Consider the following 23,686-nt stretch of genomic DNA (forward strand, 5'->3'; position numbering starts at 1 on the left):
GCCAGCCAGCCTTCATCGAGGTAGGACGAATTGGCCCCGGTTCCCTCCCACAGGGTCCAATTCCTGCGACTTCGATGGAGGGTTCCTCGCCACGGGTGCCACCGCGTCCGGAGTGCCTGACAGACTGAGACCATGCCGTCCCTCGTCCGGGCCCTCACGGTCCAGCGCCTCCTACGGGAGGACACCACGTTGCGCATGTTGCGAATGGATTCCCTGCCCTTGCTGGCGGGGGTGCTTGCCGAGTACCTGGCCGCACCCAACGCCAAGGTACCCACGCAGGACCTGCACGAGGCCGTCGACGCCGAGCTGGACACCCTGCGCACACATCTCGACCTCGGTGAGCGCACCGCGAAGGCCTACTGCGACGACTGGCGGCAGGCCGGTCTGCTGCTGCGCCGGCCGGCCTCCGACGCCCGCGGCGAGACCTACGAGCTCACGCCGCAGGCCCGCCACGGGCTGCGGATCATCGAGGAGCTGATTTCACCGAGGGCCACCGCCACCGAGTCCCGCCTCGTCTCACTCACCGGAGCCCTGCGGCAACTGACCATTGCCACGGACCCGGACATCGGCTCCCGGCTGGCCGCACTGCAGGCCGAGCGCGAGGAGCTGGACGATCGTATCCGCCGCGTCCAGTCCGGCGAGGCGGACGTCCTGGATTCCCGCCGGGCCCTGGAGCGGGTGGAGGACATCCTGACCCAGGCCGAGGACCTCCCCACGGATTTCGCTCGCGTCAGGTCACGGTTCGAGCAGCTCAACCACGAGTTGCGGGTCAACATCCTCACCGGTGACGACCTGCCCGGCGGCGTGCTGGACGAGGTGTTCCGCGGTGTGGACCTCATCGAGTCCTCGGATGAGGGTCAGACCTTCGCCGCCTTCTCCCGGTTGGTCCGCGATCCGGAGGTCTCCGCGTCCTTCGAGGCCGACCTACGGGCCATCCTCGATCGGGACTTCACTCGGAGCCTGCCCACCGCCTCCCGTTCCACCCTGCGCGGGCTGCTGCGCACGCTGAAGGACGGATCCCGCACGGTGCAGGACAGCCTCGCCGAGTTTGCCCGCGGTTTGCGCCGCTACGTGCTGTCCCTGGAGTACCAGCGTGACCGGCAGTTGAGGCTCGCGCTCCAGGAGGCCCTCGCTGCGGCCGTCCCCGCCGCGGACTCCATCCAGCCCTACCAGCGAACCGGGATGGACCTGCAGATGACCGGCATGCAGTGGTCCTCGGTGGGTGAGATCGGCCTCTACGACCCCTCGGACTACGACGCCGGCCCGGTCTTGGACGATGCACCGCTCGCCCTGGTGGACGTGGAGACACTGCGTGAACTCGCTCGGCAGACGGAAATTGACTTTGTCGAGCTCGAGGACAACGTCAACACCGTGCTGGGCGGCATGCCGCAGTCCGAGCGGTCGGCCGGCGTTTCCGTTGCCACCGTGCTGGAGCGCTTCCCCGCCACCCAGGGGGCCGCCAGTGTGGTCGGCCTGATGTCCTTGGCCGCCCGCCACGGCACCGTGGACGAGGACCGCACCGAACCCATCCAGTGGGACGGGGACGACGGCCGGACCCGCCGTGCCCGCGTCCAGCACCACGCCTTCACCGGGAGGATCCGCTGATGTACTCCGACCACGAACTCACTTCCGGCCCGGCGGCCGAGCGGGGCACGGGCTCGGGTGATCCGGACACAGCCTCGCCGGAGCAGGCAGCCGGTGACAGCCTGTGGTCCGGGGACACCGGCACTCTGGGCGAGGCCTCGCGGCGGGCCCTGCTGGACCTGCTCAAGGGCCCGTACCTCTCCGGCCGGCGCCGGCCCCAGTTGTGGCAGGCACTGGTGGCGGATGAGGGGCCGATCCGCTCCCGGCTGCACGACCTGTTCCTGGAGCTGGTCATCGACCACACCGAGGAGTTCGCTTTCACGCGCAAGGTCTCCACGGGCGAACTGCAGGTCCCGGCGGCGCTGCGCACGGAGGCCCTGACGTTCCTGGACACGGCCATGCTGCTGGTGTTGCGGCAGCAACTGCTGATGGCCGCCGGCGAGCAACGGGTCATCGCCGGCCAGACCGATGTCTTCGGACAGCTCTCCGTGTACAGCCAAGGCGACGAGTCCACCTGGGCGAAGCGCCTGAACAGCTCGTGGACCAAGATGCACAACAAGTTCAACGTCCTGCACAAGGTGGAGGAGGGCCGGGCCGAGATCTCTCCGGTGCTGAAGATCATGGTGGACCACGAACAGGCCCGCTCCTTCACCGAGCTCTACCGGGGGCTTGCGGACTCTGACGCGCGCCCCGATCCGGAACCTGAGCCTGAGTCCGGACATCCCGATGACACCACGACCGAGGGGACGCCATGACCACGGACCAGCCCACCCTGGACTTCAGCGCTTCCAGCGCGGCCACCGGTGCGGCCCAGTGGCGGCTGGCCGAAGTGCAGGTGGCCAACTGGGGCACCTTGGACGGCGGCATCTACCGCCTGCCCGTCGCCCGGAAGGGCCACCTGATCACCGGACCCTCCGGCTCCGGCAAATCCTCCATCCTGGACGCCATCGCCGCAGTGCTCACCCCGGACCAGTGGCTGCGCTTCAACCAGGCCGCGCAGGGCTCAGTCGGGCGGGACGCCACCCGCAACCTGATCTCCTACATCCGCGGGGCCTGGACGCGCACCCAAGACGAGGCAGAGGACCGGGTGGTCTCCTCCTATCTGCGACCTCGGGCCACCTGGAGCGGAATCATCCTGCGCTACGAGAACGGGACCGGCAAGGACGCCAAGACGATCTCCCTGTGCCGGCTGTTCTTCCTGCGCGGCACCGCCTCCACCCGGGCGGACATGAAAGACCTGTGCCTGCTGGAGCACTCCGCCGTGGATCTGACGGAGCTTCAGCCCTTCGTGGCGCAAGGCATCCAGACCCGCAAGGTGCAGTCGAACTGGCCGAACGCCGTGGTCACCACGAACACCTCCCACGGACAGTTCTACGCCCGGCTGCGATCCGTGTTCGGCATCCGGGACGCCGCCGCCCTGCAGCTGCTGCACCGCACCCAGTCGGCCAAGGGCCTGGACTCCCTGGACCAGCTGTTCCGCAACCACATGCTGGAGCGCCCGGCCACCTTCGGCATGGCCGAGAAGGCCGTGGACGAGTTCGGGGCCCTGCGCACCGCCTACGAGCATGTGGTGGACCTGCGCCGCCAGCGCGACCACCTCGAGCACCTGCGCACCGCCGCCGCGGCCTATGACAGCGCCGAGGCGAGGTCCGGGCGTCTCCGCGCCCTGCAGGACGCCGTCCACCCCTTCCAGCAGATGCTCCAGTTGGACCTGGTGCAGAAGGAGCACCTGCAGTTGCGCGAATCGCTCCACGGACTCCGGGGTGCACACGAGCAGACTGAGACAGAGCACGAACAGGCCCGCGAGGCGCACCTGACGGCGCAGCTGTTGCTCTCGGAGGCCGGCGGCGGACGCCTCGACGAGGTCCAGCGCCAGCTCGAAGACCAGCGGCGCCAGTTCGATGAGGTCCGGAACCGCTGGGAGACCCTGCAGGCGCGCCTGGAGCGGGCCGGCATCGGGCGTACCCCGGCGACGGCGGCCGAGTTCGCCGAGCTGCTGGTCGAGATCGACCGGCAGGCCGAGCAGCCCGCGGAACACACCGGTCCCAGCTACGAGCAGAACCGGGCCGCCTTCGAATCCCACGCCCGGTTGAAGACCATCGACGCGGATGTGGCGGCCCTGCGCGGCGGTGCCAGCGCCGTGCCGGCTGAGCTACTGGAGGTCCGGGAGCGCCTGGCCGGTGAGCTCGGAGTGCCGACGTCGGCCCTGCCGTATGCCGCCGAGCTACTGGAGGTCGCCTCAGGCGAGGAACGCTGGGCCGGCGCCATCGAGCGCGTCCTGTCCCCGCTGTCCCTGACGCTGCTGGTGCCGGCCCGGTTGCTGCGGGCCGCCCGGTCCTGGATCGACGGCCGCCACCTGGGACTGCGACTGCGGTACGAGGAGATCACTGCGGCCGTGGAGGCCATCCGGCCGGCCCGATCGGAGGCCTCGCTGGTGCACAAGGTACAGGTGCGTCCCGGCGAGTTCCACGACTGGCTGCAGGCCCGGCTGTCCGCACGCTTCGACCTCGCCTGCGTGCAGACGGCCGATGAGCTCGACGACCACGAGCGGGGCGTGACCCTGGCCGGGCAGGTGAAGTCCTCGCGCACCGGCTATGAGAAGAACGACCGACACCGGCTCGACGACCGCTCCCGCTGGGTACTGGGAGACCCGGCCGCGAAGCTGGAGGCCCTGTTGGCCGCCCGCGCGGAGGCCGAGGCCGAGCATCGGCGGGCCGCGGCCGTCGTCGAGCAGGCGCAACGCGACCAGCGCACCGAGAACGAGCGGCGCAGCGCGCTGCAGGCCGTCCGGGAGACACCGTGGAAGGACGTGGACCACTGGTCCGTGGCCCGGGCCTCGGAGTCACTCGAGGCACAGCTTGAGCAGCTGGCCGGTGGGAACGTCGGCCTGCAGGCGGCCCGGGTCCGGGAGCAGCAGGCCGCCGCCGGGGAACGCCGGGCGCGAACCGAGGCCGAACAGGCGCGGTTGACCCTCTATCAGGCCGAGAAGGACGAGGCTCGACTGGATACCGAGCGGCGTGAACTGATGGACCTCGGCGCGGGGGACACCACCGTCGAGGCGGTGCTCGAGCGGGAGCTTCAGACCCGGTTTCGCCGGGTTCGGCGCAACGTCACCCGGACCACCCTGCCGGACGACTCGCAGAAGGTCTCTCGGGAGATCAGCCGCGAGCTGGAGGTCAGTCGGGACGAGTCCGTGCGCGCCTCCTCCGCGTGCATGCGGATCACCACAGAGTTCTCCCAGGCCTGGCCGTCCGTGGCTGCGGACGCCGAGCCGGGGGTCGAGGACCGGGGGACCTATCTGGCCATTCTGGACCGGATCGTGGGCCAGGGGCTGCCGGAGCACGAGTCCCGTTTCCAGCAACTGCTGCACGAGCGGTCCTCCACCCTGATCGGCGAGCTGAACAGCGAGCTGCGCTCCGCCCCCGCAGAGATCGAAAATCGGGTGGAGCCGATCAACGAGTCCCTGGCCCGTTCCCCCTTCGAGGAGAACCGGTTCCTGCGACTGCGGGTGAAGACCCGGCGCACGGAGACGGTGCGGCGTTTCATGGGGGATCTGGCCGCCGTCGCCGAGCACTCCTGGGCGGACGAGGGCCTGGCCGCCGCGGAGTCCCGGTACGGACGCCTGGCCGCCCTGATGGAAAGGCTGGCCTCCTCCGAGCATGCGGACCGGGTCTGGCGGCAAGCCTGCCTGGACACCCGCGAACACGTCACCTTCTTGGCCGACGAGGTGGACTCTCACGGCACGGTCCACGCCAGCTACGACTCCGGCGCCGCCATGTCCGGCGGCCAGCAGCAGAAGCTGGTGATCTTCTGCCTCGCGGCCGCCCTGCGCTTTCAGCTCGCAGCCCCGGACGACCCGCTGCCGGCCTATGGGACCGTGGTACTGGACGAGGCCTTCGACAAAGCCGACGTGCGCTACACCCGGATGGCCATGGACGTCTTCGTGGAGTTCGGTTTTCAGATGGTCCTGGCCACCCCGCAGAAGCTGCTGCAGACCATCGAGCCCTACGTCGGGGGGATCACCACAGTGGAAAACCCCAGCCGTCGTCTCACCCGCCTCGCGGACGTCACGTGGGAGTCCGGAGGCCACTCATGAGTCGCTCCCCCATGGTTTCCTTGGAAGAGGCTCGGTCCGAAGCCCGACGTCGACTGGTCGCTGCCCATCGGCAGTGGACTCTGTACGGGTGGTCGTCTCCGGTGTGGGCGTTGCCGCTTCATCCACCCACCGAACGCCAAGTCCTCGACAACCCAGTCGCATCCGAGGCGTGGGTGCGTCACTGGGCCAGCCACGCTTGGCCCGAGGGGATGAACGTGCAGTGGGAAGACCGGACCTGGCGCAGCGTCGGGACCCAGCGGATTCCCGTGCGATTGGTAGCCCAGACACCCGATGCGTTGGCCCGCTGGGTGGGTGGCCAGGAAGCCCGGAACCGGACCTTGTTCGCGACCCGGGCGACGCGCATACGGGCCCTGACGAACATTGCCTCCGACTCGCTCTCCCCTGTCCTTCGCCGGTACGCCGACCGTTTGACCTCGTTGCCTGAAGCCGACTTCGATCGGTTGCTAGGTGTCACGGACTGGTTGGGCACCCACCGAGTGGCGGGCCTGCGACCACGCCAATTGCCGATCCGTGGCGTGGACTCGAAGTGGTTCTCCGCGCACCGTACCGTGCTGACGGCCCTCCACGGGGCTCTGTACGCGACACAGCGTAGTGGGAAGGAAGGTGACCCGATCGAAGCCGACGAAGCCAGCCCCCCGTCCGGTGCTGCTGAGGCCGAACGAGGCACCGTTGCACCCGGTGACGCGGTCGGCGTCGGACTCGGGATTGTCGACGCCGACCCGAGGATCCGGATGCGCGTCCTGGACCCGGAGCTGCGCCCCGCCGGCCTGGAGGATCTGCAAGTCCCCGTGGCCCAGGCCAGAGCCCTTCCCTGGCGGCCCGAATGTGTCCTCATCGTAGAAAACCTGGAGACGTTGCTGTGCCTGCCTGACGCTCGCGGTGTTGTGGCGATGTGGGGCCGTGGCTTCGATACGGCCGCAGTCACCATGCCCTGGCTGGCCGACCTGCCCATCATCTATTGGGGCGACCTGGACTCGCACGGCTTCGCCATCTTGCATCGCTACCGCGTGCATCTACCTCAGATCGAGAGCGTGCTGATGGACGAATCCACCCTGGAGGCGTTCGAGGACCTCTGGGTGTCGGAACCTCAGCCATCCCGTGGCCAGCCGGCCAGTCTGACGGCCGCCGAATCACGGACCCTGGGACGCCTCCGCTTGGAGGGAGACGTCAGGCTGGAACAGGAACGGGTCCCCTGGACTTATGCCCTGGAACGCCTCATCCCCTCTCTGTCGTTTTCTCCATCTGCCCCAGATGTGCGTTTCACCGGGGCACCTCCGTCCGCGAGTGACGCTAGCCGGTGAGAGGACCCAACAGCCCCTCATGCCGAAGATGGTCGGCAATCTGCGGCGTCAACAACCGGTCTCGATCGGCCTCAATCCGTTGCACCAGGGACTCGGTTTCGTCCAGTACATCCTCTGCCGCCCAGGCCTGGTTGCGCTGGCCACGTCCGACCTGAACGAGCACGCCTGCATCCTCCAAGCGAGCTATTGCCGTGGTCGCAGCAGTGCGGGACACACCGAGTCGGCGAACAACCGTTTCGATGGTTAGGAGCGGGACGCCCAGAAGGTCGTCCACTAGTCTGTCTGCCGTTGATCCACGACGGGAATCTGCCGCTTCCCGCCATCGAGGTGGCATCTTGCTGAGGAGCTCCGCGGACTCTTCCGCTTCGTGACACGCCACGATGGCGCAGCGGGACAGGTAGTCCACGAACAACCCAGCCTTCCCGGCTCTGTAGGAGTTGACCAAGGAGAAGTACCACTCACGGCGTGCCGCGAAAGCGGATGCCAAAGGGATCACAGCGGTGCGGGTCAGCCCTCTGGACCGCAGAATGGCATTGATGAGCGCACGGCCGACACGACCGTTGCCGTCGGTGAATGGATGAATCGATTCGAATTGAGCATGGGCAATGGCAGCTTGGGCCAGCACCGGCACATCGTCTCGTTGGCAGAATTTTCGGAGATCGTCCATCAAGGCGAGAACCCGCGCCGGCTCGGGGGGCACATGGACGGCACCACGCGGGCTGTAGTCCGAACCACCGATCCAGTTCTGAAGGTCACGAAAAGTACCCGCGTAGTGGGCATCGTGGGGGTCATCTTTCATGAGGGACAGGTGAGATGCGCAGAGGGACGAGGGATCTGCGGGATCACCGTCTGAAGCCGACTGGATCAGCGTGCTGATAGCTTCCGCTGCTGCCACGGTAGACCGTGCGCTTTCACTGGCCTTGATATTGAGCATGGCCCTCGCCAGATCGACCTGGGTGGTGACCACCTGCTCGATCTTGGACGAGGACTGAGCCTCGTTGCGCAAGAGAAACGAGGTCAGGGGAGCAAGGACCTTCCCGGCCGTGGCGTCCAGACGGACAATGGAGGCCACCGCTTCGTCACTGATGCCCGTCGAGGGCGCGGCTGGGATCCACTCTTCGTCTGCGATGAACGGAGGAATGGAGGCCGAGAAATCGGTGAACATTCGGTCTTCTTTGGGACCACGGACCATGGAAGTCCACTTCCTGGGTTCACTGCCATGCGATGGCCAGTCCTGCTCCATGCCACCTGCCGTTCCAAAGTTACCGGTGATTACTAACGCTTACCGACACCTTAGGTCATTAACCCGTCATTATGCGCCGGCAAAGACAGGTTGTTCAGCGGCCGCCCTCGCTCGTCATGCGATGATCCGGGTGTCGCACGCCGAATCCGGCGCGACTCCCGGAAGTTCGCATGATGACGTTATAGATCAGAGCGACCAGAGCAAGGGGGCATATGCACGAGGAGTCCACGGTCCATACCCGGGACGACTTTCCGCTCGCCATCCAGACCGGCGGGCCGATCGACGCGCCAGCGTTGCTGTTGCTCTCCGGTCAGGCGAACTCGCACCACTGGTGGGACGGGATCCGCACCGCCTACGAGGACGCCCACCGCACCGTCACTGTTGACTACCGCGGCACCGGCGGCAGTCGTGGAGACCTGGGCGACTGGACCACGAGCCTCTTCGCCGAGGATGCCGTGGCGGCCCTGGACCACCTGGGGATCCGCACCGCTGCCGTGTTCGGCACCTCCATGGGCGGGCGCGTGGCGCAGATGCTCGCAGTGAACCACCCGGACCGGGTGACCGCCCTGATCCTGGGCTGCACCTCCCCCGGCGGGGAGCACGCCCACGAGCGCAAGCGGGAGACCCGGCAGTGGCTGGCCCGGGGCACTCGCGAGGAGCAGCAGGCAAAGCTGCACGAGCTCTTCTACACCCCCGACTGGCCCGGACGGCCCGAAGACAGCACCCTGCTCGGCGATCCGACCATGACCCCGCGGGACCAAGTAGGCCACCGCCGGGCCAGCGACCGCCATGATGCCTGGGACGCTCTGCCCTCGATCACGGCGCCCACGCTGATCCTGCACGGCACTGAGGACCTCATGGTCCCGGCCGAGAACGCCGCCCTGATCACCCAGCGGATCCCCGGCGCCCGGCTGCGCCTCTACCCGGGCGGCCGGCACGGGTTCTTCGAGGAGTTCGCCGAGCAGGTGGTGCCGGACCTCCTGGGGTTCCTGGTCGACGTCGGCCCCTCCGGTTCCTGAGACCGCCGCAGCACTGCGGACCAGCACCCATATCCTCAACCTCCGAATCCAGAGGCTTTAAGTATTTTTGCGTTCAAGAACACGGGGCTAGGCTGACCCCAATCCCGCCGGAGTGAGCCACGGCATACTCGGCGGGTGATCGGCCCAATGAAGGAGTCCTGCGGATGTTCATCGCCCCCACGGAGGTGGTCCTCGCCACCACTGCCGACGATCTGCAGGCGGCCCGCACGCAGGCCGGCTCGTGGCGCTCCAAGGAGATGGGCATCCCGGACCGGCACCTCTCCGATACCGCGTTGGCGGACCTGGCGGCGGCCGCGGAGTCCGTGCAGGATGCGGGTTTCGCCCGTGCAGTGATGGCCGTCCAGTCCGCCCGTGCCGGCGACTTCGCCCCGATCCCGAACATCAACTCCGCCGTGGAACTCTTCCGCGAGTTCCTCAAGGACGGGCTGATCGACGGCTGGCTCTACGTCCAGGAGCCCGACGGCTACCTGCATCCCTACCTGGTGATGGACATCGGGCTGGACCACGGTGACCGCACCCGTCCCCCGCGCATCAAGATCACCATGGAGGCGGACAACCCCACGGTCAAGCGCCCCTCCCGGGCACCGCGGCTGCTGCAGTTCGACGAGACCGAGCTGGTGGGCAAGACGCCCGCGGACGTGCTGACCGCGCATCGGGCGTTCAAGGAGACGGAGCGGCTCCGGGCGGAGTACCAGGAACGCCGCGACGCGTTCCAGGACATCATCGACCATGACTTCGGCCAGCAGTTCGTCTTCACCGGCCGCGCCTTGCGCACCGAGGACTACCGCTCGGCCCATGACCGCACCCACCGCAAGGTCGTCCACGACGTTGCACCGGACGAGCGGGCACCCCTGCGGATGGTGGCCTCCTCCGTCCTCTTCGACGAGCAGGAGACCGGCGCGGTCCCCGTGGTCACCGCCGTGCGCGTGTTCGACCTCGCCGCCCAGGACTATCTGGACGTCAATACCGCTGATCTCACCCGCTACGAGTACAACCCGGGGCTGCGGGACAAGCTGGTACTGCCGGAGGACCAGCGCGAGCTGCTGGACATCCTCACCTCGGACATCTCCGTGTTCACCGGAGACATCATCGAGGGCAAGTCCGCCGGTAACGTGATCCTGGCCCGCGGCCGGCCCGGTGTGGGCAAGACGCTGACCGCCGAGGTATACGCCGAGGTCATCGGCCGCCCGCTCTACTCCATCCACACCGGCTCCCTGGGCATCACCGCGGAGCTGGTGCGCAAGAACCTCGAGGAGATCTTCGTCCAGGCCAAGCGCTGGGACGCAGTACTGCTGCTGGACGAGGCCGATGTCTTCGTGCTCGAGCGCGGGTTCGAACTGCACCAGAACGCGATCGTGGCCGAGTTCCTGCGCACCCTCGAGTACTACGACGGGCTGTTGTTCCTCACCACGAACCGGATCGACGAGGTGGACGGGGCCATCCTCGCCCGCTGTGCCGCCGTCATCGACTACCGCGCCCCCGAGCCGGATGCCGCCCGACAGATCTGGCAGACTTTCGCCGCAGGCCACCAGGTCACCCTGTCCGATGACCTGCTGGACCAGCTCGTGGACGGTTTCCCCGACATCACGCCCCGGGACATCAAAATGCTGCTGCGGCTCGGCCTGCGCATGGCCGCCCACCGGAACACAGCACCAGACCTCGACGTCTTCGCCGCCGCCGCCCGCTTCCGGGGGCTGCAGTACATCCCGTCCGCCCGGTAGCCATCCGCCCTGCCCAGCCCAGCAGGCACCGAACCGCAGCGCCTCCGCACAACCGCACCCCTCAGAGAACGAAAGAGAGCAGTAACCATGACCCAGGACAGCTACAACGAGGAAACCGTCGCCCGCGCCGCCGATTCCGGAGCCAACGCCTCGGCACGGTTCCGCGAGCGGATGGACGCCCAGTCCACCGGCGGCGTGGTGGACACCGAGCGCGTCAACCACCTGGCCTCCCGCGCCGTGAAAGCCCTCAACGACATCGTGCTCGAAGAGAAGGTCAGCTACGAGGAGTACAACGCCTTCAAGGCCTGGCTGATCCGCGTGGGCGAGGACGGCGAGTGGCCGTTGTTCCTGGACGTGTGGCTGGAGCACTCCGTCGAGGAGGTCGCCAATGAACACCGCGAGGGCTCCAAGGGCACCATCGAGGGCCCCTACTACCTGGAGGACTCCCCCGAGGTCCCGTGGAACGGCACCATCCCGATGCGTGAGGACGAGCCGGGCACCCCGTTCACCTTCACCGGCCAGGTCCGCGCCGTGGACGGCTCGCCGCTGCCCGGTGCCAAGCTGGAACTGTGGCACGCGGATGACCTGGGCTTCTACTCCCAGTTCGCCCCCGGCCTGCCCGAATGGAACCTGCGTGCCACCTGGACCGCCAACGAGGACGGCCGATTCGAGATCCACACCGTCCGTCCCGCGCCGTACCAGATCCCCACGGACGGTGCCTGCGGCCAGCTCATCGAGGCCGCCGGCTGGCACGCCTGGCGGCCGGCGCACCTGCACTTCAAGGTGCACGCTCCGGGTCACCACAAGCTGACCGCCCAGCTGTACTTCCCGGGCGACGAGCACCTGGAGGACGACATCGCCTCGGCCGTGAAGCCCGAGCTGCTGCTGAACCCGCAGCCGAACCCGGACGGCGAGGGCGAGATCACCCACTACGACTTCGTGCTCGACCCGGAGCAGTGACCCGTCACTAGCCCCTCCGTTGTGGGGGCAGAGAGAGGGGGGTACGCGTACCCCCCTCTCTCTGCCCCCACAGCACATTCGGCTAGCTGGCCGACTAGCTCCGCTCCGCCCGCAGCTCCCGCTTGAGCAGCTTGCCGGACTGGTTGCGCGGCAACTCGGCCACGAAGTCCACGCGCTTGGGCACCTTGAAGTCCGCGATCCTCGACTTCACGTGCGCACGGACGGTCTCGGCGGTCAGCTCGGCACCGTCTTTGAGCACGACGACGGCCGTCACCGCCTCGATCCAGCGCTCGTCCGGCAGCCCCACCACGGCCACCTCGGCGACTTCCTCCAACTCGTAGATGCAGTCCTCCACCTCCCGCGGGGCCACGAGCACGCCGCCGGTGTTGATGACGTCCTTGATGCGGTCCACGATCTTCAGGTACCCCTGCTCGTCCTGGGTGGCCTGGTCGCCGGAACGGAACCAGCCGTCGTCGAACGCCTCGGCGGTGGCCTCGGGCTTGTTCCAGTACCCGATCATCAGCTGCGGGGACCGGTACTGCACCTCCCCGGGTTCACCCGGCTCGGCCAACGCGCCCTCCGCCGTGACCAACCGGGCCTCGACGAACAGCACGGGCCGGCCGCAGGAGGCGGGCCGCGCGTGGTGCTCCTCGGGGCGGAGCACCGTGCACAGCGGGGCCATCTCGGACTGGCCGAAGCAGTTGTAGAAGCCGAGCTTCGGGAACCGCTCGCGCAGCCGCTGCAGCACGGTCACCGGCATGATGGAGGCGCCGTACTGGGCCTTGGTCAGCGAGGACAGGTCGCGGGAATCCAGGTCCGGGTGGTTGCTCAACGGCACCCACACGGTGGGAGCCAGGAAGAGTGAGCCGATGTGCTCGGACTCCACGAACCGCAGGACCTCTGGCACATCCGGCTTCGGCAGCAGCCGGACGGTCGCGCCGAGGGTCAGGTACGGCATCAGGAACACGTGCATCGCCGCCGAGTGGTAGAGCGGCATGCACACCAGCGGCCGGTCCTCCTCCGTCAGGTCGAGGGCGACGATGGTGGACACGTACTCGGAGATCAGCGCCTGGTGGGACATCATGGCGCCCTTGGGGGCCGACGTCGTGCCGGAGGTGTACAGCAACTGGGCCAAGTCGGCATCGCCGATGGGCAGGTCCAGCGGGGTGTCCGGCGCCGACTCGTCCAGGGCCGTGGTCAGCAGCGCCGCGGCCGGTGCGCCGGCCGCGGAACCGTCCGCGCCGCCGTCGGGAAGGCCGCCGTCAGCGAAGAAGGGCCAGAGCTGCCCGACGCCGGCCGCGCGCCCCTGGTCCCGGACCTCGCCGATGCGCGGCATCAGTGCGGGGTCCGCCACGAGCAGTGCGGCGCCGGAGTCCTCGAGGATGTAGGCCAGTTCCTCGCCCTTGAGCGCGAAGTTGACCGGCACGTGCACGTATCCGGCGGTGGCGCAGGCCAGGAACAGGATCGCGTAGGCGTCCGAGTTCAGCCCGTAGGCGGCCACGCGCGATCCCTCCGGAAGCCCGGTGTCCCGCAGTCGGTGGGCCACCCGGTGCACGGCTTGCTCCAGCTCGCCGTAGGTCCACTCGCGGTCCTCGAACCGTAGCGCCGTGTTCTTCCCGTTGCGGGAGGCGGTCCGCGCGAGCAGGGTGGCCAGGGTGTTGGCCCCGGCTCGGGTGATGGCCTGGCCGAGTTCGTCGGTCTCAGTGGTCATGGTCAGAGCCTTTCGATGATGGTGACATTGGCCTGGCCGCCGCCCTCGCACATGGTCTGGAGTCCGTAGCGGCCACCGGTGCGCTCGAGCTCGTGCAGCAGCGAGGTCATCAGGCGGGCACCGGTGGCCCCGATCGGGTGACCCAGCGCGATCGCCCCGCCGTTGACGTTCACCTTCTCCGGATCCGCGCCGGTCTCCTGCAACCACGCGAGCACGACGGCGGCGAAGGCCTCGTTGATCTCCACCAGGTCGATCTCCTCCAGGGTGAGCCCCGACTTCTCCAGGGCGTACTTCGTGGCAGGGATCGGCGCGGAGAGCATCATCACCGGGTCCGCGCCGCGCGCGGAGAGGTGGTGGATCCGGGCCCGGGGCGTGAGGTTGAACCGGTCCACCGCGGCCGGCGAGGCGATCAACAGGGCGGCGGCGCCGTCGGACATCTGGGACGCCGAGGCGGCCGTGTGCGCACCGCCGGGAAGGATCGGGTCCAGTGAGCGGATCTTCTCCAGGTCCGGCTCGCGCGGACCCTCGTCCTGGGTCACGGACTCAGCACCCGGGACCGGGATGATCTCACGCTCGAAGAGGCCGGCGGCCCGGGCCGCCAGGGCTCGCTGCTGCGAGGTCACGGCGAAATCCTCGAGCTGATCCCGAGTGAACCCCCACTGCTCCACCATCATCTCCACCCCGCGGAACTGGGAGATCTCCTGGTCGCCGTAGCGCTCGGCCCAGGACACCGAACCGGTGAAAGGATCCTCGAAGCCGAACTCGCGAGCGGCCTGGTTCGAGTAGGACAACGGCACGGCGGACATCGACTGCACGCCCCCGGCGATGACCAGGTCACTCGTGCCGGACATGACGGCCTGCGCCGCGTAGTGGATGGCCTGCTGGCCGGAACCGCACTGGCGCTCCACCGTGGTGCCCGGCACCGATTCGGAGCCGCCCGCGGCCAGCCAGGCGCTGCGGGCGATGTCCATGGCCTGCGGCCCCACCTGGTCGATGCAGCCCAGGATCACCTCGTCATAGAGCCCGGTGTCCTCAATCCCGGCGCGCTCGATGATGGCGCGGATCGGGGCAGCCGCCAGGTCCAACGGATGGACGTGCGCCAGCCCCTTGCCGCGGCGCCCCACGGGGGTGCGGACGGCATCGACGATGTAGGCCTCGGTCATGGTGGTCCTCTCGGAAGAAGCGGCATCGATGCCGGGGGCACGATGGGGTGATTGCCATACTCACTAGTAGCATTCCCCAGCCGCCGACCTGTTGTCTAGGTCACTCCACGGGGGCGCCGACGCCGCTAGGATGGCTGATCGGGACACCAGATTCCACCGGGGTCCTGCGGATGGGACGGCCCATTCCGGCTTGTTGCGACGGGGACGACCCCTTCAGGACAGGACCCGAATCGCCATGGCCAGTTCACCGGCATCCACCACCACCCGGGGGCCGTCCCCCGTGCGATCCATCCTCACCCCCGCCGCCCTCGTCCGCCTCGGCGTGGGCTGGGGGACCTTCCTCGCCCTGGCCCTGTCCGGCCCACTGCTGGAGCCACCCCTCCCCACACCTCTGCTCGTCACCGCCCTGGCGGTTATTGTCGGGGTCATCCTGCTCTGCTCCTTCGGGGTGGTGCACGAGGCCGAGCACCTCGCCCGCCGCCTCGGCGACCCCTACGGGACACTGGTGCTGACCCTCTCGATCGTGCTGATCGAGGTGGTGCTGATCGCCGCCGTCATGCTGGGGCCCGGCGAGCATGCCACGATCGCGCGGGACTCGGTCATGGCCGTCTCCATGATCATCCTGAATGCCGTGATCGGGCTGTCCCTCCTCGTCGGCGGGCTGCGCCACGGCGGCCTGGCGCACAACCGCACCGGCGCCTCCGCCTACCTCGCCCTGCTGGTGCCGCTGGCTGCGATCGCGTTGGCGCTGCCCGCGGTGATCGGCCGCAACGGCGCGTACACACCGGGCCAGGAGATCCCGATCATCGTCCTCACCCTGGCCCTGTACGTGTTCTTCCTGGTCCGCCAGATGGGGCCGCAGGCCGCGGACTTCCGCGAGGTCGACGCCGGCTCAGCCCCCACCACGGGTTCGGGCCCGGTCGCCGAATCGGCTGACACCACGGCCGGCCCCACCGCCACGGCCGGAACCCTCACCACGGTCCCGGCCGCCACCAGCATCCGGGATACCTTGACGCGCCACCGCGGCGAGCTCATCGCCCGGGTGGCCCTGCTGGTGGCGACCGTGCTGCCCATCGTGCTGCTCTCCCATGACATGGCCGCCCTGCTGGACGACGGCCTGGGACGCCTCGGGGCGCCCGTCGCCCTGAGCGGGGTGCTGATCGCCATGATCGTGTTCCTGCCCGAGGCCATCACCTCGGTGCGCGCCGCCCTGGGCGGAGAGATCCAGCGGGTCAGCAACCTCTGCCACGGCGCCCTGGTCTCCACGGTCGGGCTGACCATCCCGGCCGTGCTGGTCATCGGCCTACTCACCGGACAGGAGGTCGTGCTGGCCGAGTCGCCGGCCAACCTGCTCCTGCTGGGGGTGACACTGCTGCTGTCCGTGACCACACTGGCGGCCCGGAAGGTGACCGCCCTGCACGGGGCCGCCCATCTCGTGGTGTTCGCCGTCTACGGCATCGCACTGTTCTCCTGAGCTGGCCTCTTCTCGGTAGACCAGTCGGAAACGTTCGCAGATCACGGGCATGTCCGGTGCCCAACCCCGTGGGTTCGCAGAATGGGACCGCCAGTAGCGCTCGTGGATGGCGAGCCAGGCAGCCAGGCTCAGATCATCTTCCCCCTCGGCCCGGGCGTGAGCGGCGTCGACCTCGCCGAAGGGAACCACGCGGACGTCCGTGGTCTCGATGACCGCACGTGGCTGCCCGCCGCCGTCGAGGATGATGCTGAACTCGTCCGCGGCCGGAATCGGCTCGCCCGTCGTCTCGTAGTCCCAGCCGGAGGACGCGGTGCCCGTCTTGGTGCCGTCCAGGACGAGTGCCAGCAAGGCATTCGCATGGTCCGGGGTGGCGCCGAAGGCCCAGGCCTCCGGCAGGTCCGGCGGCAGGGAGGGAACGGCCTCCCGGGCCCGGCGCCAGAACGCGGTGTACTGGTGGTCCGATGGGGTGGTCACCCGGCCCAGCTTAAACCGGCGCTCGAGCGTGGGGCTGTTCCACCGGTGAGATGTCCCGCCGATCGTGAGGAGTCCCCGTCTTCATGACCGTGAATTGTCACGATCATCGGGAGAACTCCTCGTGGACAGGGTCCAGGTCAGCCTCAACGCAAAGACCCCGGAAACCGTGAGGTTTCCGGGGTCTGACTGCGGAGGATGGGGGATTTGAACCCCCGAGGGCGTTAACCCAACACGCGTTCCAGGCGTGCGCCATAGGCCGCTAGGCGAATCCTCCTGAGGTGCCCAAGTTCCGGATACGCATGGCAACCGATTCAAGAGCAGGATTCATCGTACCCGAGATCAGGCCCTCAGGACCAATCGGCCAACGTGCCACTCAGGGCATCAACTCGAAGGCGCTGTGAATCGCCTCGGTCAGCTCCTGCTCCTGGTCAGCCATGAGGTAGCCGATATGCCGCCCCAGTGCGGACTTCTCGACCGTGATGATGTTGTCGCAGCTGACGACGCCGGTCTGCTCCAGCCCGTTCCGCGGGCCGACGTGGACTTCGGTGCTCAAGCCCTTGACAGTGCCAGTGATGGGCGCGACGGTGACCCGGCGCATCGCCGCGCGGACCGGCTCGCGGGTCAGAACCAGCACGGGGCGCGCCTTGTCGAGGTGAGCGACGTGGATATCCCGCATCAGTCTCCGATCGACGAATGCGCTGCCAGGCCGTCAAAGTCGTCATAGTCGCCGCGTTCCTCCAAGATGCGGGCATCAGCCTCGCCCTGAAGCCGTTGCCGGTACCACGCCACGGCTTGAGTCACCACGGTAGCGCGCGACCCTGCGCCCGCAGTGGAGAGCTGGTCGATGAACTCGGCGAGATCGTCGGGAATCCGGAGTGTCATCTGCGTTGTCATACCAAAACCATACCACCATGGTATGGAACGGCGTCAGATCTCGCGCACGATGGCCAAGGCGAAGCCGTCCCAACCCTTGCCGCTGACGGTCTGCAGGGCCGTGCCATCCAACCGCGGGTCGTCCCCCTGCCGCTGCAGGTAGGCGCGGATCCCGGCCACGTCGTCGGCATCGGCGCCAGTGCCGGAGGCATCCAGCACCCGGCCATCGCGGACCACGTTGTCCCCGATGATCACGGTGCCGGGCCGGGAGAGCTCCAGGGCGGCATCGAGGTAGTTGGCGTTGTTGGCCTTGTCCGCGTCGATGAAGACCACGTCGAAGGGACCCGCCCCGGAGTCGATGAGCTCCTGCACGGTGTCCAGCGCCGCCCCGACGCGGATCTGAACCCGGTCTCCCAGTCCCGCGGCATCCAGATTCGCCCGGGCCACCTCGGCATGCCGCGGTTCGTATTCGAGCGTGGTGACCGTGCCCCCGGGCCCGACGGCGGCCGCGAACCATTGCGTCGAGTACCCGCCGAGGGTGCCGAACTCCAACACGGACCGCGCCCCGGACAGTTCGGCGATCAGGCCCATCAGCTTGCCCTGTCCGGCGGGCACCTCGATCGGCGGCAGCCCGGCCTCGTGGGTGGCGGCACGGGTGCGATCAGAGGCCGCGTCCGGGCGGATCGCGGTCTCCACGAGGTAGTCGTCAACGGCGCTCCACTGCTCACGTGAGGTCATGCGCCCAGACTAGGGGCCGCCACAGCGAGATCACATCAGGCGGCGGACGCTGATAGTATGGACGACGGCCCCTCACGTGGTGTCATCTCGCTGAACTCCCCCAGGACCGGAAGGTAGCAAGGGTAAGTGGGCTCTGGCAGGTGCGTGGGGGGTCTTTAATTTCCCTCCAGTTCCTACCTTTCCCGCCGCTGTGTGACCACCAGCCGCGCCACCTTCCCGGAGGTCCCGTGTCCGCAGGCCGCTACGCCCCCAGCCCGTCCGGCACGCTGCACCTGGGCAACCTCCGCACCGCGATCCTGGCCTGGTTGTACGCCCGTCATTCGGACCGGATGTTCCTCCTGCGCATCGAGGATCTGGACCGCGTCCGCTCCGGCGCCGAGGCCCAGCAGCTCGCCGACCTGACGGCCATCGGTATCACCTGGGACGCCGAACCGGTCCGCCAGTCCGAGCGCATCCACCTCTACGAGGACGCCCTCACCGCGTTGGGCGGGGCAGACGGGACAGGCAGGGCGGACGCCCTCGAATCCGGACTCGTCTACGAGTGCTACTGCTCTCGCAGGGACATCGCCGAGGCCACGAGCGCCCCGCAGTCATCCGCGTACACGTCCGCCGCCACCGGCCCCGGCGGCGCTGCAACTGTCCTGCTGCCACCCGGTTCCTATCCCGGGACCTGCCGCGACCTCACCGCATCGGAACGCGCGCGCCGCCGCGCCGAACGGCCCGCAGCCCTGCGGATCAACGCCGCCCGCGCCGCCGGGCTGCCGGACGGCCAGGCCCCGGTCCACCGCGTCACGGACCGGCTGAACGGGACGGTGGAGGCCGCCGTCGACGATTTCGTGCTGCGCCGCAATGACGGTGCCTATGCCTACAACTGGGCGGTCGTCGTCGATGACCTGGCGCAGGGGGTGGACCAGGTGGTGCGCGGGGATGACCTGCTCTCCTCCACGCCGCGGCAGGACTGGCTGGCCCGGCTGCTGGCCGAACGCACGGGTCGTCCCGCGCCGGAGACCGAGTACGTGCACGTCCCGCTGGTGCTGAATGCCGCCGGTCAGCGGCTGGCGAAACGGGACGGTGCCGTGACGCTGGCGGACCTGGCGGCACTGCCGGCCAGCTCCTCAGGCGGGGATGCACACGGGGACCAAGTGCCCGACGGCGGCTGGTCACCGACGCGCGTCAGGGACCTGTTGCTGGACTCACTTGGCCTGCCGGCCGGCCCCCTGGACCACGCCCTGGCCCACTTCGATCCGGACAGGGTGCCACGCTCGCCCTGGACTCCGCCGCTGCCTCCTCCACAGACCCCTGCCGGCCCTGCGGGGACCCCCGAAGAGAAGATAAGGTTCCATAGGTGACTACCGCCCTGTACCGCCGCTACCGTCCCGACTCCTTCGAGGACATCATTGGTCAGGAACACGTCACCGTGCCGCTGATGACCGCCCTGTCCAAGGACCGGGTCAACCACGCCTATCTCTTCTCCGGTCCGCGCGGTTGCGGCAAGACGACCTCGGCCCGCGTCCTCGCACGCTGCCTGAATTGCGCCGAGGGACCCACCGGTCACCCGTGCGGAGTGTGCGACTCCTGCCAGGAGCTGGCCACCGGTGGCTCGGGCGCCCTGGACGTCATCGAGATCGACGCAGCCTCGCACGGCGGCGTGGACGATGCCCGTGACCTGCGCGAACGCGCCACCTTCGCCCCCGTGCGGGACCGGTACAAGATCTTCATCATCGACGAGGCCCACATGGTCACCTCGGCGGGCTTCAACGCGCTGCTGAAGATCGTGGAGGAGCCCCCGCCCCACATCAAGTTCATCTTCGCCACCACCGAGCCGGACAAGGTGATCGGGACCATCCGCTCCCGCACGCACCACTACCCGTTCCGCCTGGTGCCGCCGGAACCGCTCATGGAATACCTCGAGCGGCTGTGCGTGCAGGAGAACATGGACGTGGAGCCGGGCGTGCTGTCCCTGGTGGTCCGCTCCGGCGGCGGCTCCGTGCGTGACACCCTGTCCGTGCTCGACCAGCTCATGGCCGGGGCTGCCCAGGGTGCCATCGGCTACGACCTGGCCGTGAACCTGCTCGGCTACACCCCGGACGCCCTGCTGGACGACGTGGTCGACGCCGTGGCCGCCGCCGACTCCCAGACCGTCTTCCGCGTGGTCGACCGCGTGGTGCAGTCCGGCCAGGACCCCCGCCGCTTCGTGGAGGACCTGCTGGAGCGTTTCCGGGACCTCATCATCGTCAAGGCCATGCCGGATTCGGCGTCGGCCGTGCTGCACGGCATGCCCGAGGACCAGGTCCGCCGCCTCGAGTCGCAGTCGGCGCAGCTCGGGCACGGCGAGATCTCCCGCGCCGCGGACATCACCAACCAGGCGCTCACCGAGATGGTCGGCGCCACCAGCCCGCGGTTGCACCTCGAGCTGCTCATGGCCCGGCTGATGCTGCCGACCACGGATGCCACTGAGCGCGGCCTGGCCGCCCGCCTGGACCGGATCGAGCGGCGGCTCGCCTATGGCGGCACCCCGGAGACCACCGAGACGCACGACGCCGGCCCCACCGCTCCCGGCCGCTCCGCACCGGTCACCTCCGGTGCCCCTCGGAATGTGTCCGAGGGCCCGAACCCCGGTTACTCCCTCGACGGTCACCAGCAGGTCTCGCAGGGCACTCCGGCCGGTGGAGCTGGCGCCGTGGGCCTGTCCGGTGCGGCCTTGGCCCGGGCCGCGATGAAGCGTGGCGAGACCGCAGATCAGTCGGCCTCCCCGGCCCAGGACGTGGACGCGCCGCGCGCCGAGCAGCGTGGCGAGCAGCGGGTCGAGCAGCGGAGCGCCCCGGCCGCGGATGAGTCCCCCGGGGCGCACGCCGCCCCGCCCTCCATGCCTGCTGCCGACGCTCCGGCCCGCACTGCACCGCCAGCAGCGCCGGCAGCGCCGGCAGCAGAGTCCACGCCGGCAGCAGAGTCCACGCCGGCAGCACCGGCAGTGCCGCCAACAGAGTCGACTTCGGCAACGCCGCCAGCTACCCCTCCGACGCAAGGCGGTTCAGCCTCGCAGGTGGAGATGATCCGCCGGGCGTGGCCCGAGATCCTCGGCTACTTGGAGGAGCACTCACGGCTCATCTGGATGCTGGTCTCCCAGAACGCCTCGGTGGCGGGTTTCGATGGTCAGCTGCTGACCATTGGTTTCTCCGGCGACGGCCCCCGGGACACCGTCCAGCGGCGCGGCGGCGACCAGGTCATCTCCGAGGCGGTCAACTCGGTCCTCGGGATTCAGCCGCAGCTGGACCTGATCACCGGAGGGTCCGCGCCAGCGGGTGGTTCCAGCCCAAAAGCTGAGGGCCGCCCCGCACTGGCGGCCCCACAGCCGGACGCACCGCAGTCGAACACGCCGCCGTCTGCCATGCGCCCAGCCATGCCGACGTCGACGACGCCTTCGTCGCCGGCCATGCCGCAGTCCTCGTCTGCCCCTGCCACGGTGATCACCTCCGAGCGGCCCGCCGAGCCCACAGCGGCTCCCGCACCGCAGGGCGGGCTCACGGAACCGACCCCGTCCGCTGTTCCGGTGACGCCGGCCGTGGCACCGACCGATCAGGCCGAGGCCGCTCATGCCAAAGCTGAGTCCGGCAAAGTCCCTGACGCCGTGGTTGATGCGCAGGTCGGCGCGAATATCGACGCACATGTCGATGCCCCTACTGAGGCGAATGCGGACGCCGGCGCCGAGGCCAACGCCGACGCCGACGATGAGAGCTCCCTCGACCCGTTCGAGGAAGCCGCCACCGGACCGGGGCACCCCTCCGAGCCAGAGGACTTGGCCGCCGACGACATTCCGGTCTCCGACTGGGATGGCTCCGGCGGACCGTACCCGTACGACGATGTCCCACCGCCGCCCTACGACGACGAGCCCGAGCCAGAAGACGACGGCGGCTATGCACGCCAGTGGGGCGAAGATCCCGCCCCGGCCCCCGCTCCGGCTCCAATTCCGACGCAGACTCCGACTTCAGCTCCTACTCCGGCTCCGACTCCCGTGCAGGCTCCAGCTTCGGCGCCCGTTGCGGGTGTCATTCCGCGGCCCGAGCCGGGGCCCGGTGCCGCGTCTGCTCCTGCGCCCGACCCCGTGACCGGTGCGGACTCCAGCCCCCGCCCCGCGCCCACCGCTGCTCCGATTCCCCGTCCGGAGCCGGGCTTCGGCGGCATCCCATCGTTCGCCAAGCCGGAGGCCGAGATGATGGCCGCGCGTGAGGCCACGCCGGCCAGCGCACCTGCGCCTGCGGCGGAGACCCCCCACCATCGGCGCTCCAGCCGCTTCCAGCAGATGATGGAGGAGTACAACCAGTCCCAGGGCGGTGCGTCCGCCGCGGGAACCTCAGGGGGAGGCTCCGGCGGGTCCGGGGCACCGGGGGCGACGGGGCCGGCGTCGGGAACTTCCGACGGCAGCGGCGGTGCGGCCGGGAACGGAGCACCGGGGTCCCTAAACTGGAGCGACGAGGTTCCCAGCGAGGACGACATCACCATTGAGGAATCCGGCATCGCCGGGCGCAAGGTGGTCGAGCGACTGCTGGGCGGCCGCTTCATCGAAGAGCGCATGCTGGACGGGAGTCCCCTGTCCTGACGCGTCCTGAACCGACGCTCCTGGCCCCGCAGGAACCCTCCCCTCCGGCCCATCGGCCGGTCCAGCAACGCAGAAAGTGGTCGGTAGCGTGTACGAAGGTGCGGTCCAGGACCTGATCGATGAGCTCGGACGGCTGCCCGGCATCGGGCCGAAGTCAGCCCAACGCATCGCCTTCCACGTCCTGGAGGCCGACGCGGAGGACATGATGCGGCTGGCCGACGCGATCCGCACGGTCAAGGACAAGGTCAAGCACTGCAGCATCTGCTTCAACGTCTCTGAACAGGAAACCTGCTCCATCTGCCGTGACGAGCGGCGGGACCGGGCCCAGATCTGCGTGGTGGAGGAGTCCAAGGACGTCATGGCGATCGAGCGGACCCGCACCTTCCGCGGCCGTTACCACGTGCTCGGAGGCTCCATCAATCCGATCGCGGGCATCGGCCCGGACCAGCTGCACATCCGCGAGCTGCTGACCCGATTGCAGAACGCCGAGATCGAGGAGGTCATCCTCGCGACCGATCCGAACCTCGAGGGTGAGGCGACCGCCACCTACCTGGCTCGGATGCTCGGTTCGACGGGTCTGAAGGTCACGCGCCTGGCCTCCGGACTGCCGGTGGGCGGGGACCTCGAATACGCCGACGAGGTCACCCTCGGGCGTGCCTTCGAGGGTCGGCGCAACGTCGCCGGCTGACT

General features: G+C 68.9%; 17 protein-coding genes, 1 tRNA gene, 1 other RNA gene and 1 pseudogene. 12 read left to right on the forward strand and 8 right to left on the reverse strand.

All coding sequences use genetic code 11. The annotated features are described in order from the left end of the window. Window positions 1-132 precede the first annotated feature (132 nt). Genes C8E99_RS10610 through C8E99_RS10625 form a run of 4 tightly spaced genes read left to right on the forward strand, consistent with a single transcriptional unit; the run spans window position 133 to window position 7,002 of the window. Window positions 133-1,605: a DUF3375 domain-containing protein gene (locus tag C8E99_RS10610; protein WP_115932263.1), complete on the forward strand. Its 1,473-nt coding sequence runs from the start codon at window positions 133-135 to the stop codon at window positions 1,603-1,605. After that, window positions 1,605-2,339 carry a DUF4194 domain-containing protein gene (locus C8E99_RS10615; protein ID WP_115932264.1) on the forward strand — a complete coding sequence of 245 codons (735 nt, stop codon included), beginning with the start codon at window positions 1,605-1,607 and terminating at the stop codon, window positions 2,337-2,339. Before C8E99_RS10610 ends, C8E99_RS10615 begins: the two co-directional genes overlap by 1 nt. Then, window positions 2,336-5,680 carry an ATP-binding protein gene (locus C8E99_RS10620; RefSeq protein WP_115932265.1) on the forward strand — a complete coding sequence of 1,115 codons (3,345 nt, stop codon included), beginning with the start codon at window positions 2,336-2,338 and terminating at the stop codon, window positions 5,678-5,680. Before C8E99_RS10615 ends, C8E99_RS10620 begins: the two co-directional genes overlap by 4 nt. Window positions 5,681-5,691: 11 nt before the next feature. Next, window positions 5,692-7,002, forward strand: coding sequence for a Wadjet anti-phage system protein JetD domain-containing protein (locus C8E99_RS10625; protein WP_115932266.1), 1,311 nt, complete (start codon window positions 5,692-5,694; stop codon window positions 7,000-7,002). Here C8E99_RS10625 and C8E99_RS10630 read toward each other — a convergent pair. Then, window positions 6,992-8,167: a Fic family protein gene (locus C8E99_RS10630; RefSeq protein WP_170144582.1), complete on the reverse strand. Its 1,176-nt coding sequence runs from the start codon at window positions 8,165-8,167 to the stop codon at window positions 6,992-6,994. The two genes, C8E99_RS10625 and C8E99_RS10630, sit on opposite strands and share 11 nt — an antisense overlap. A 290-nt stretch (window positions 8,168-8,457) precedes the next feature. Here C8E99_RS10630 and C8E99_RS10635 point away from each other — a divergent pair, with 290 nt between their 5' ends. From C8E99_RS10635 to catA, 3 genes are all read left to right on the forward strand, one after another. Then, the gene (locus C8E99_RS10635; protein WP_115932268.1) at window positions 8,458-9,264 is read left to right on the forward strand and encodes an alpha/beta fold hydrolase; all 807 of its coding nucleotides are present in this window, start codon (window positions 8,458-8,460) and stop codon (window positions 9,262-9,264) included. Window positions 9,265-9,428: 164 nt separating this feature from the next. Next, window positions 9,429-11,006, forward strand: a complete 1,578-nt coding sequence (locus tag C8E99_RS10640) for an AAA family ATPase (protein WP_115932269.1) — start codon at window positions 9,429-9,431, stop codon at window positions 11,004-11,006. Between the two features lie 87 nt (window positions 11,007-11,093). After that, complete coding sequence (gene catA / locus C8E99_RS10645; RefSeq protein ID WP_115932270.1) at window positions 11,094-11,966, forward strand: catechol 1,2-dioxygenase; 873 nt, start codon at window positions 11,094-11,096, stop codon at window positions 11,964-11,966. A gap of 94 nt (window positions 11,967-12,060) precedes the next feature. Here the strand turns inward: catA and C8E99_RS10650 are convergent, their stop codons facing one another. Together C8E99_RS10650 and C8E99_RS10655 are read right to left on the reverse strand one after the other, a co-directional pair. Continuing rightward, window positions 12,061-13,677: a fatty acyl-CoA synthetase gene (locus C8E99_RS10650; protein ID WP_115932271.1), complete on the reverse strand. Its 1,617-nt coding sequence runs from the start codon at window positions 13,675-13,677 to the stop codon at window positions 12,061-12,063. Between the two features lie 2 nt (window positions 13,678-13,679). Then, the gene (locus C8E99_RS10655) at window positions 13,680-14,840 is read right to left on the reverse strand and encodes an acetyl-CoA C-acetyltransferase (protein ID WP_115932272.1); all 1,161 of its coding nucleotides are present in this window, start codon (window positions 14,838-14,840) and stop codon (window positions 13,680-13,682) included. 235 nt (window positions 14,841-15,075) lie between these two features. Here C8E99_RS10655 and C8E99_RS10660 point away from each other — a divergent pair, with 235 nt between their 5' ends. After that, window positions 15,076-16,314, forward strand: coding sequence for a calcium:cation antiporter (locus C8E99_RS10660; RefSeq protein WP_115932273.1), 1,239 nt, complete (start codon window positions 15,076-15,078; stop codon window positions 16,312-16,314). A 27-nt stretch (window positions 16,315-16,341) separates the two neighbouring features. Here C8E99_RS10660 and C8E99_RS10665 read toward each other — a convergent pair. From C8E99_RS10665 to C8E99_RS10685, 5 genes and pseudogenes are all read right to left on the reverse strand, one after another. Then, window positions 16,342-16,788, reverse strand: a pseudogene (locus tag C8E99_RS10665) (ASCH domain-containing protein); the annotation flags it as partial. A gap of 189 nt (window positions 16,789-16,977) precedes the next feature. Next, window positions 16,978-17,062, reverse strand: a tRNA-Ser gene (locus C8E99_RS10670). Window positions 17,063-17,161: 99 nt separating this feature from the next. Beyond that, window positions 17,162-17,464: a type II toxin-antitoxin system PemK/MazF family toxin gene (locus C8E99_RS10675; RefSeq protein ID WP_115932274.1), complete on the reverse strand. Its 303-nt coding sequence runs from the start codon at window positions 17,462-17,464 to the stop codon at window positions 17,162-17,164. Continuing rightward, on the reverse strand, window positions 17,464-17,682 hold the full coding sequence (locus tag C8E99_RS10680; RefSeq protein ID WP_115932275.1) for a YlcI/YnfO family protein: 219 nt from the start codon (window positions 17,680-17,682) through the stop codon (window positions 17,464-17,466). The genes C8E99_RS10675 and C8E99_RS10680 overlap by 1 nt, the downstream gene beginning before the upstream one ends. Window positions 17,683-17,715: 33 nt before the next feature. Continuing rightward, window positions 17,716-18,399: an O-methyltransferase gene (locus tag C8E99_RS10685; RefSeq protein WP_115932276.1), complete on the reverse strand. Its 684-nt coding sequence runs from the start codon at window positions 18,397-18,399 to the stop codon at window positions 17,716-17,718. Between the two features lie 63 nt (window positions 18,400-18,462). Between C8E99_RS10685 and ffs the strand changes: the two genes are divergently transcribed. The 4 genes from ffs (at window position 18,463) to recR (ending at window position 23,684) form a co-directional block, all read left to right on the forward strand. Beyond that, window positions 18,463-18,559, forward strand: an RNA gene (gene ffs, locus C8E99_RS10690) — signal recognition particle sRNA small type. A gap of 67 nt (window positions 18,560-18,626) precedes the next feature. Continuing rightward, complete coding sequence (gene gluQRS / locus C8E99_RS10695; protein ID WP_115932277.1) at window positions 18,627-19,748, forward strand: tRNA glutamyl-Q(34) synthetase GluQRS; 1,122 nt, start codon at window positions 18,627-18,629, stop codon at window positions 19,746-19,748. Continuing rightward, window positions 19,745-22,996: a DNA polymerase III subunit gamma and tau gene (locus C8E99_RS10700; protein WP_115932278.1), complete on the forward strand. Its 3,252-nt coding sequence runs from the start codon at window positions 19,745-19,747 to the stop codon at window positions 22,994-22,996. The genes gluQRS and C8E99_RS10700 overlap by 4 nt, the downstream gene beginning before the upstream one ends. Before the next feature lie 88 nt (window positions 22,997-23,084). Next, a complete protein-coding gene (gene recR / locus C8E99_RS10705; RefSeq protein ID WP_115932279.1) occupies window positions 23,085-23,684 on the forward strand; it encodes a recombination mediator RecR in 600 nt (199 codons plus the stop codon). Window positions 23,685-23,686: the final 2 nt, after the last annotated feature.

This window comes from Citricoccus muralis (assembly GCF_003386075.1).
GTDB classification, from domain to species: Bacteria; Actinomycetota; Actinomycetes; order Actinomycetales; family Micrococcaceae; genus Citricoccus; species Citricoccus muralis.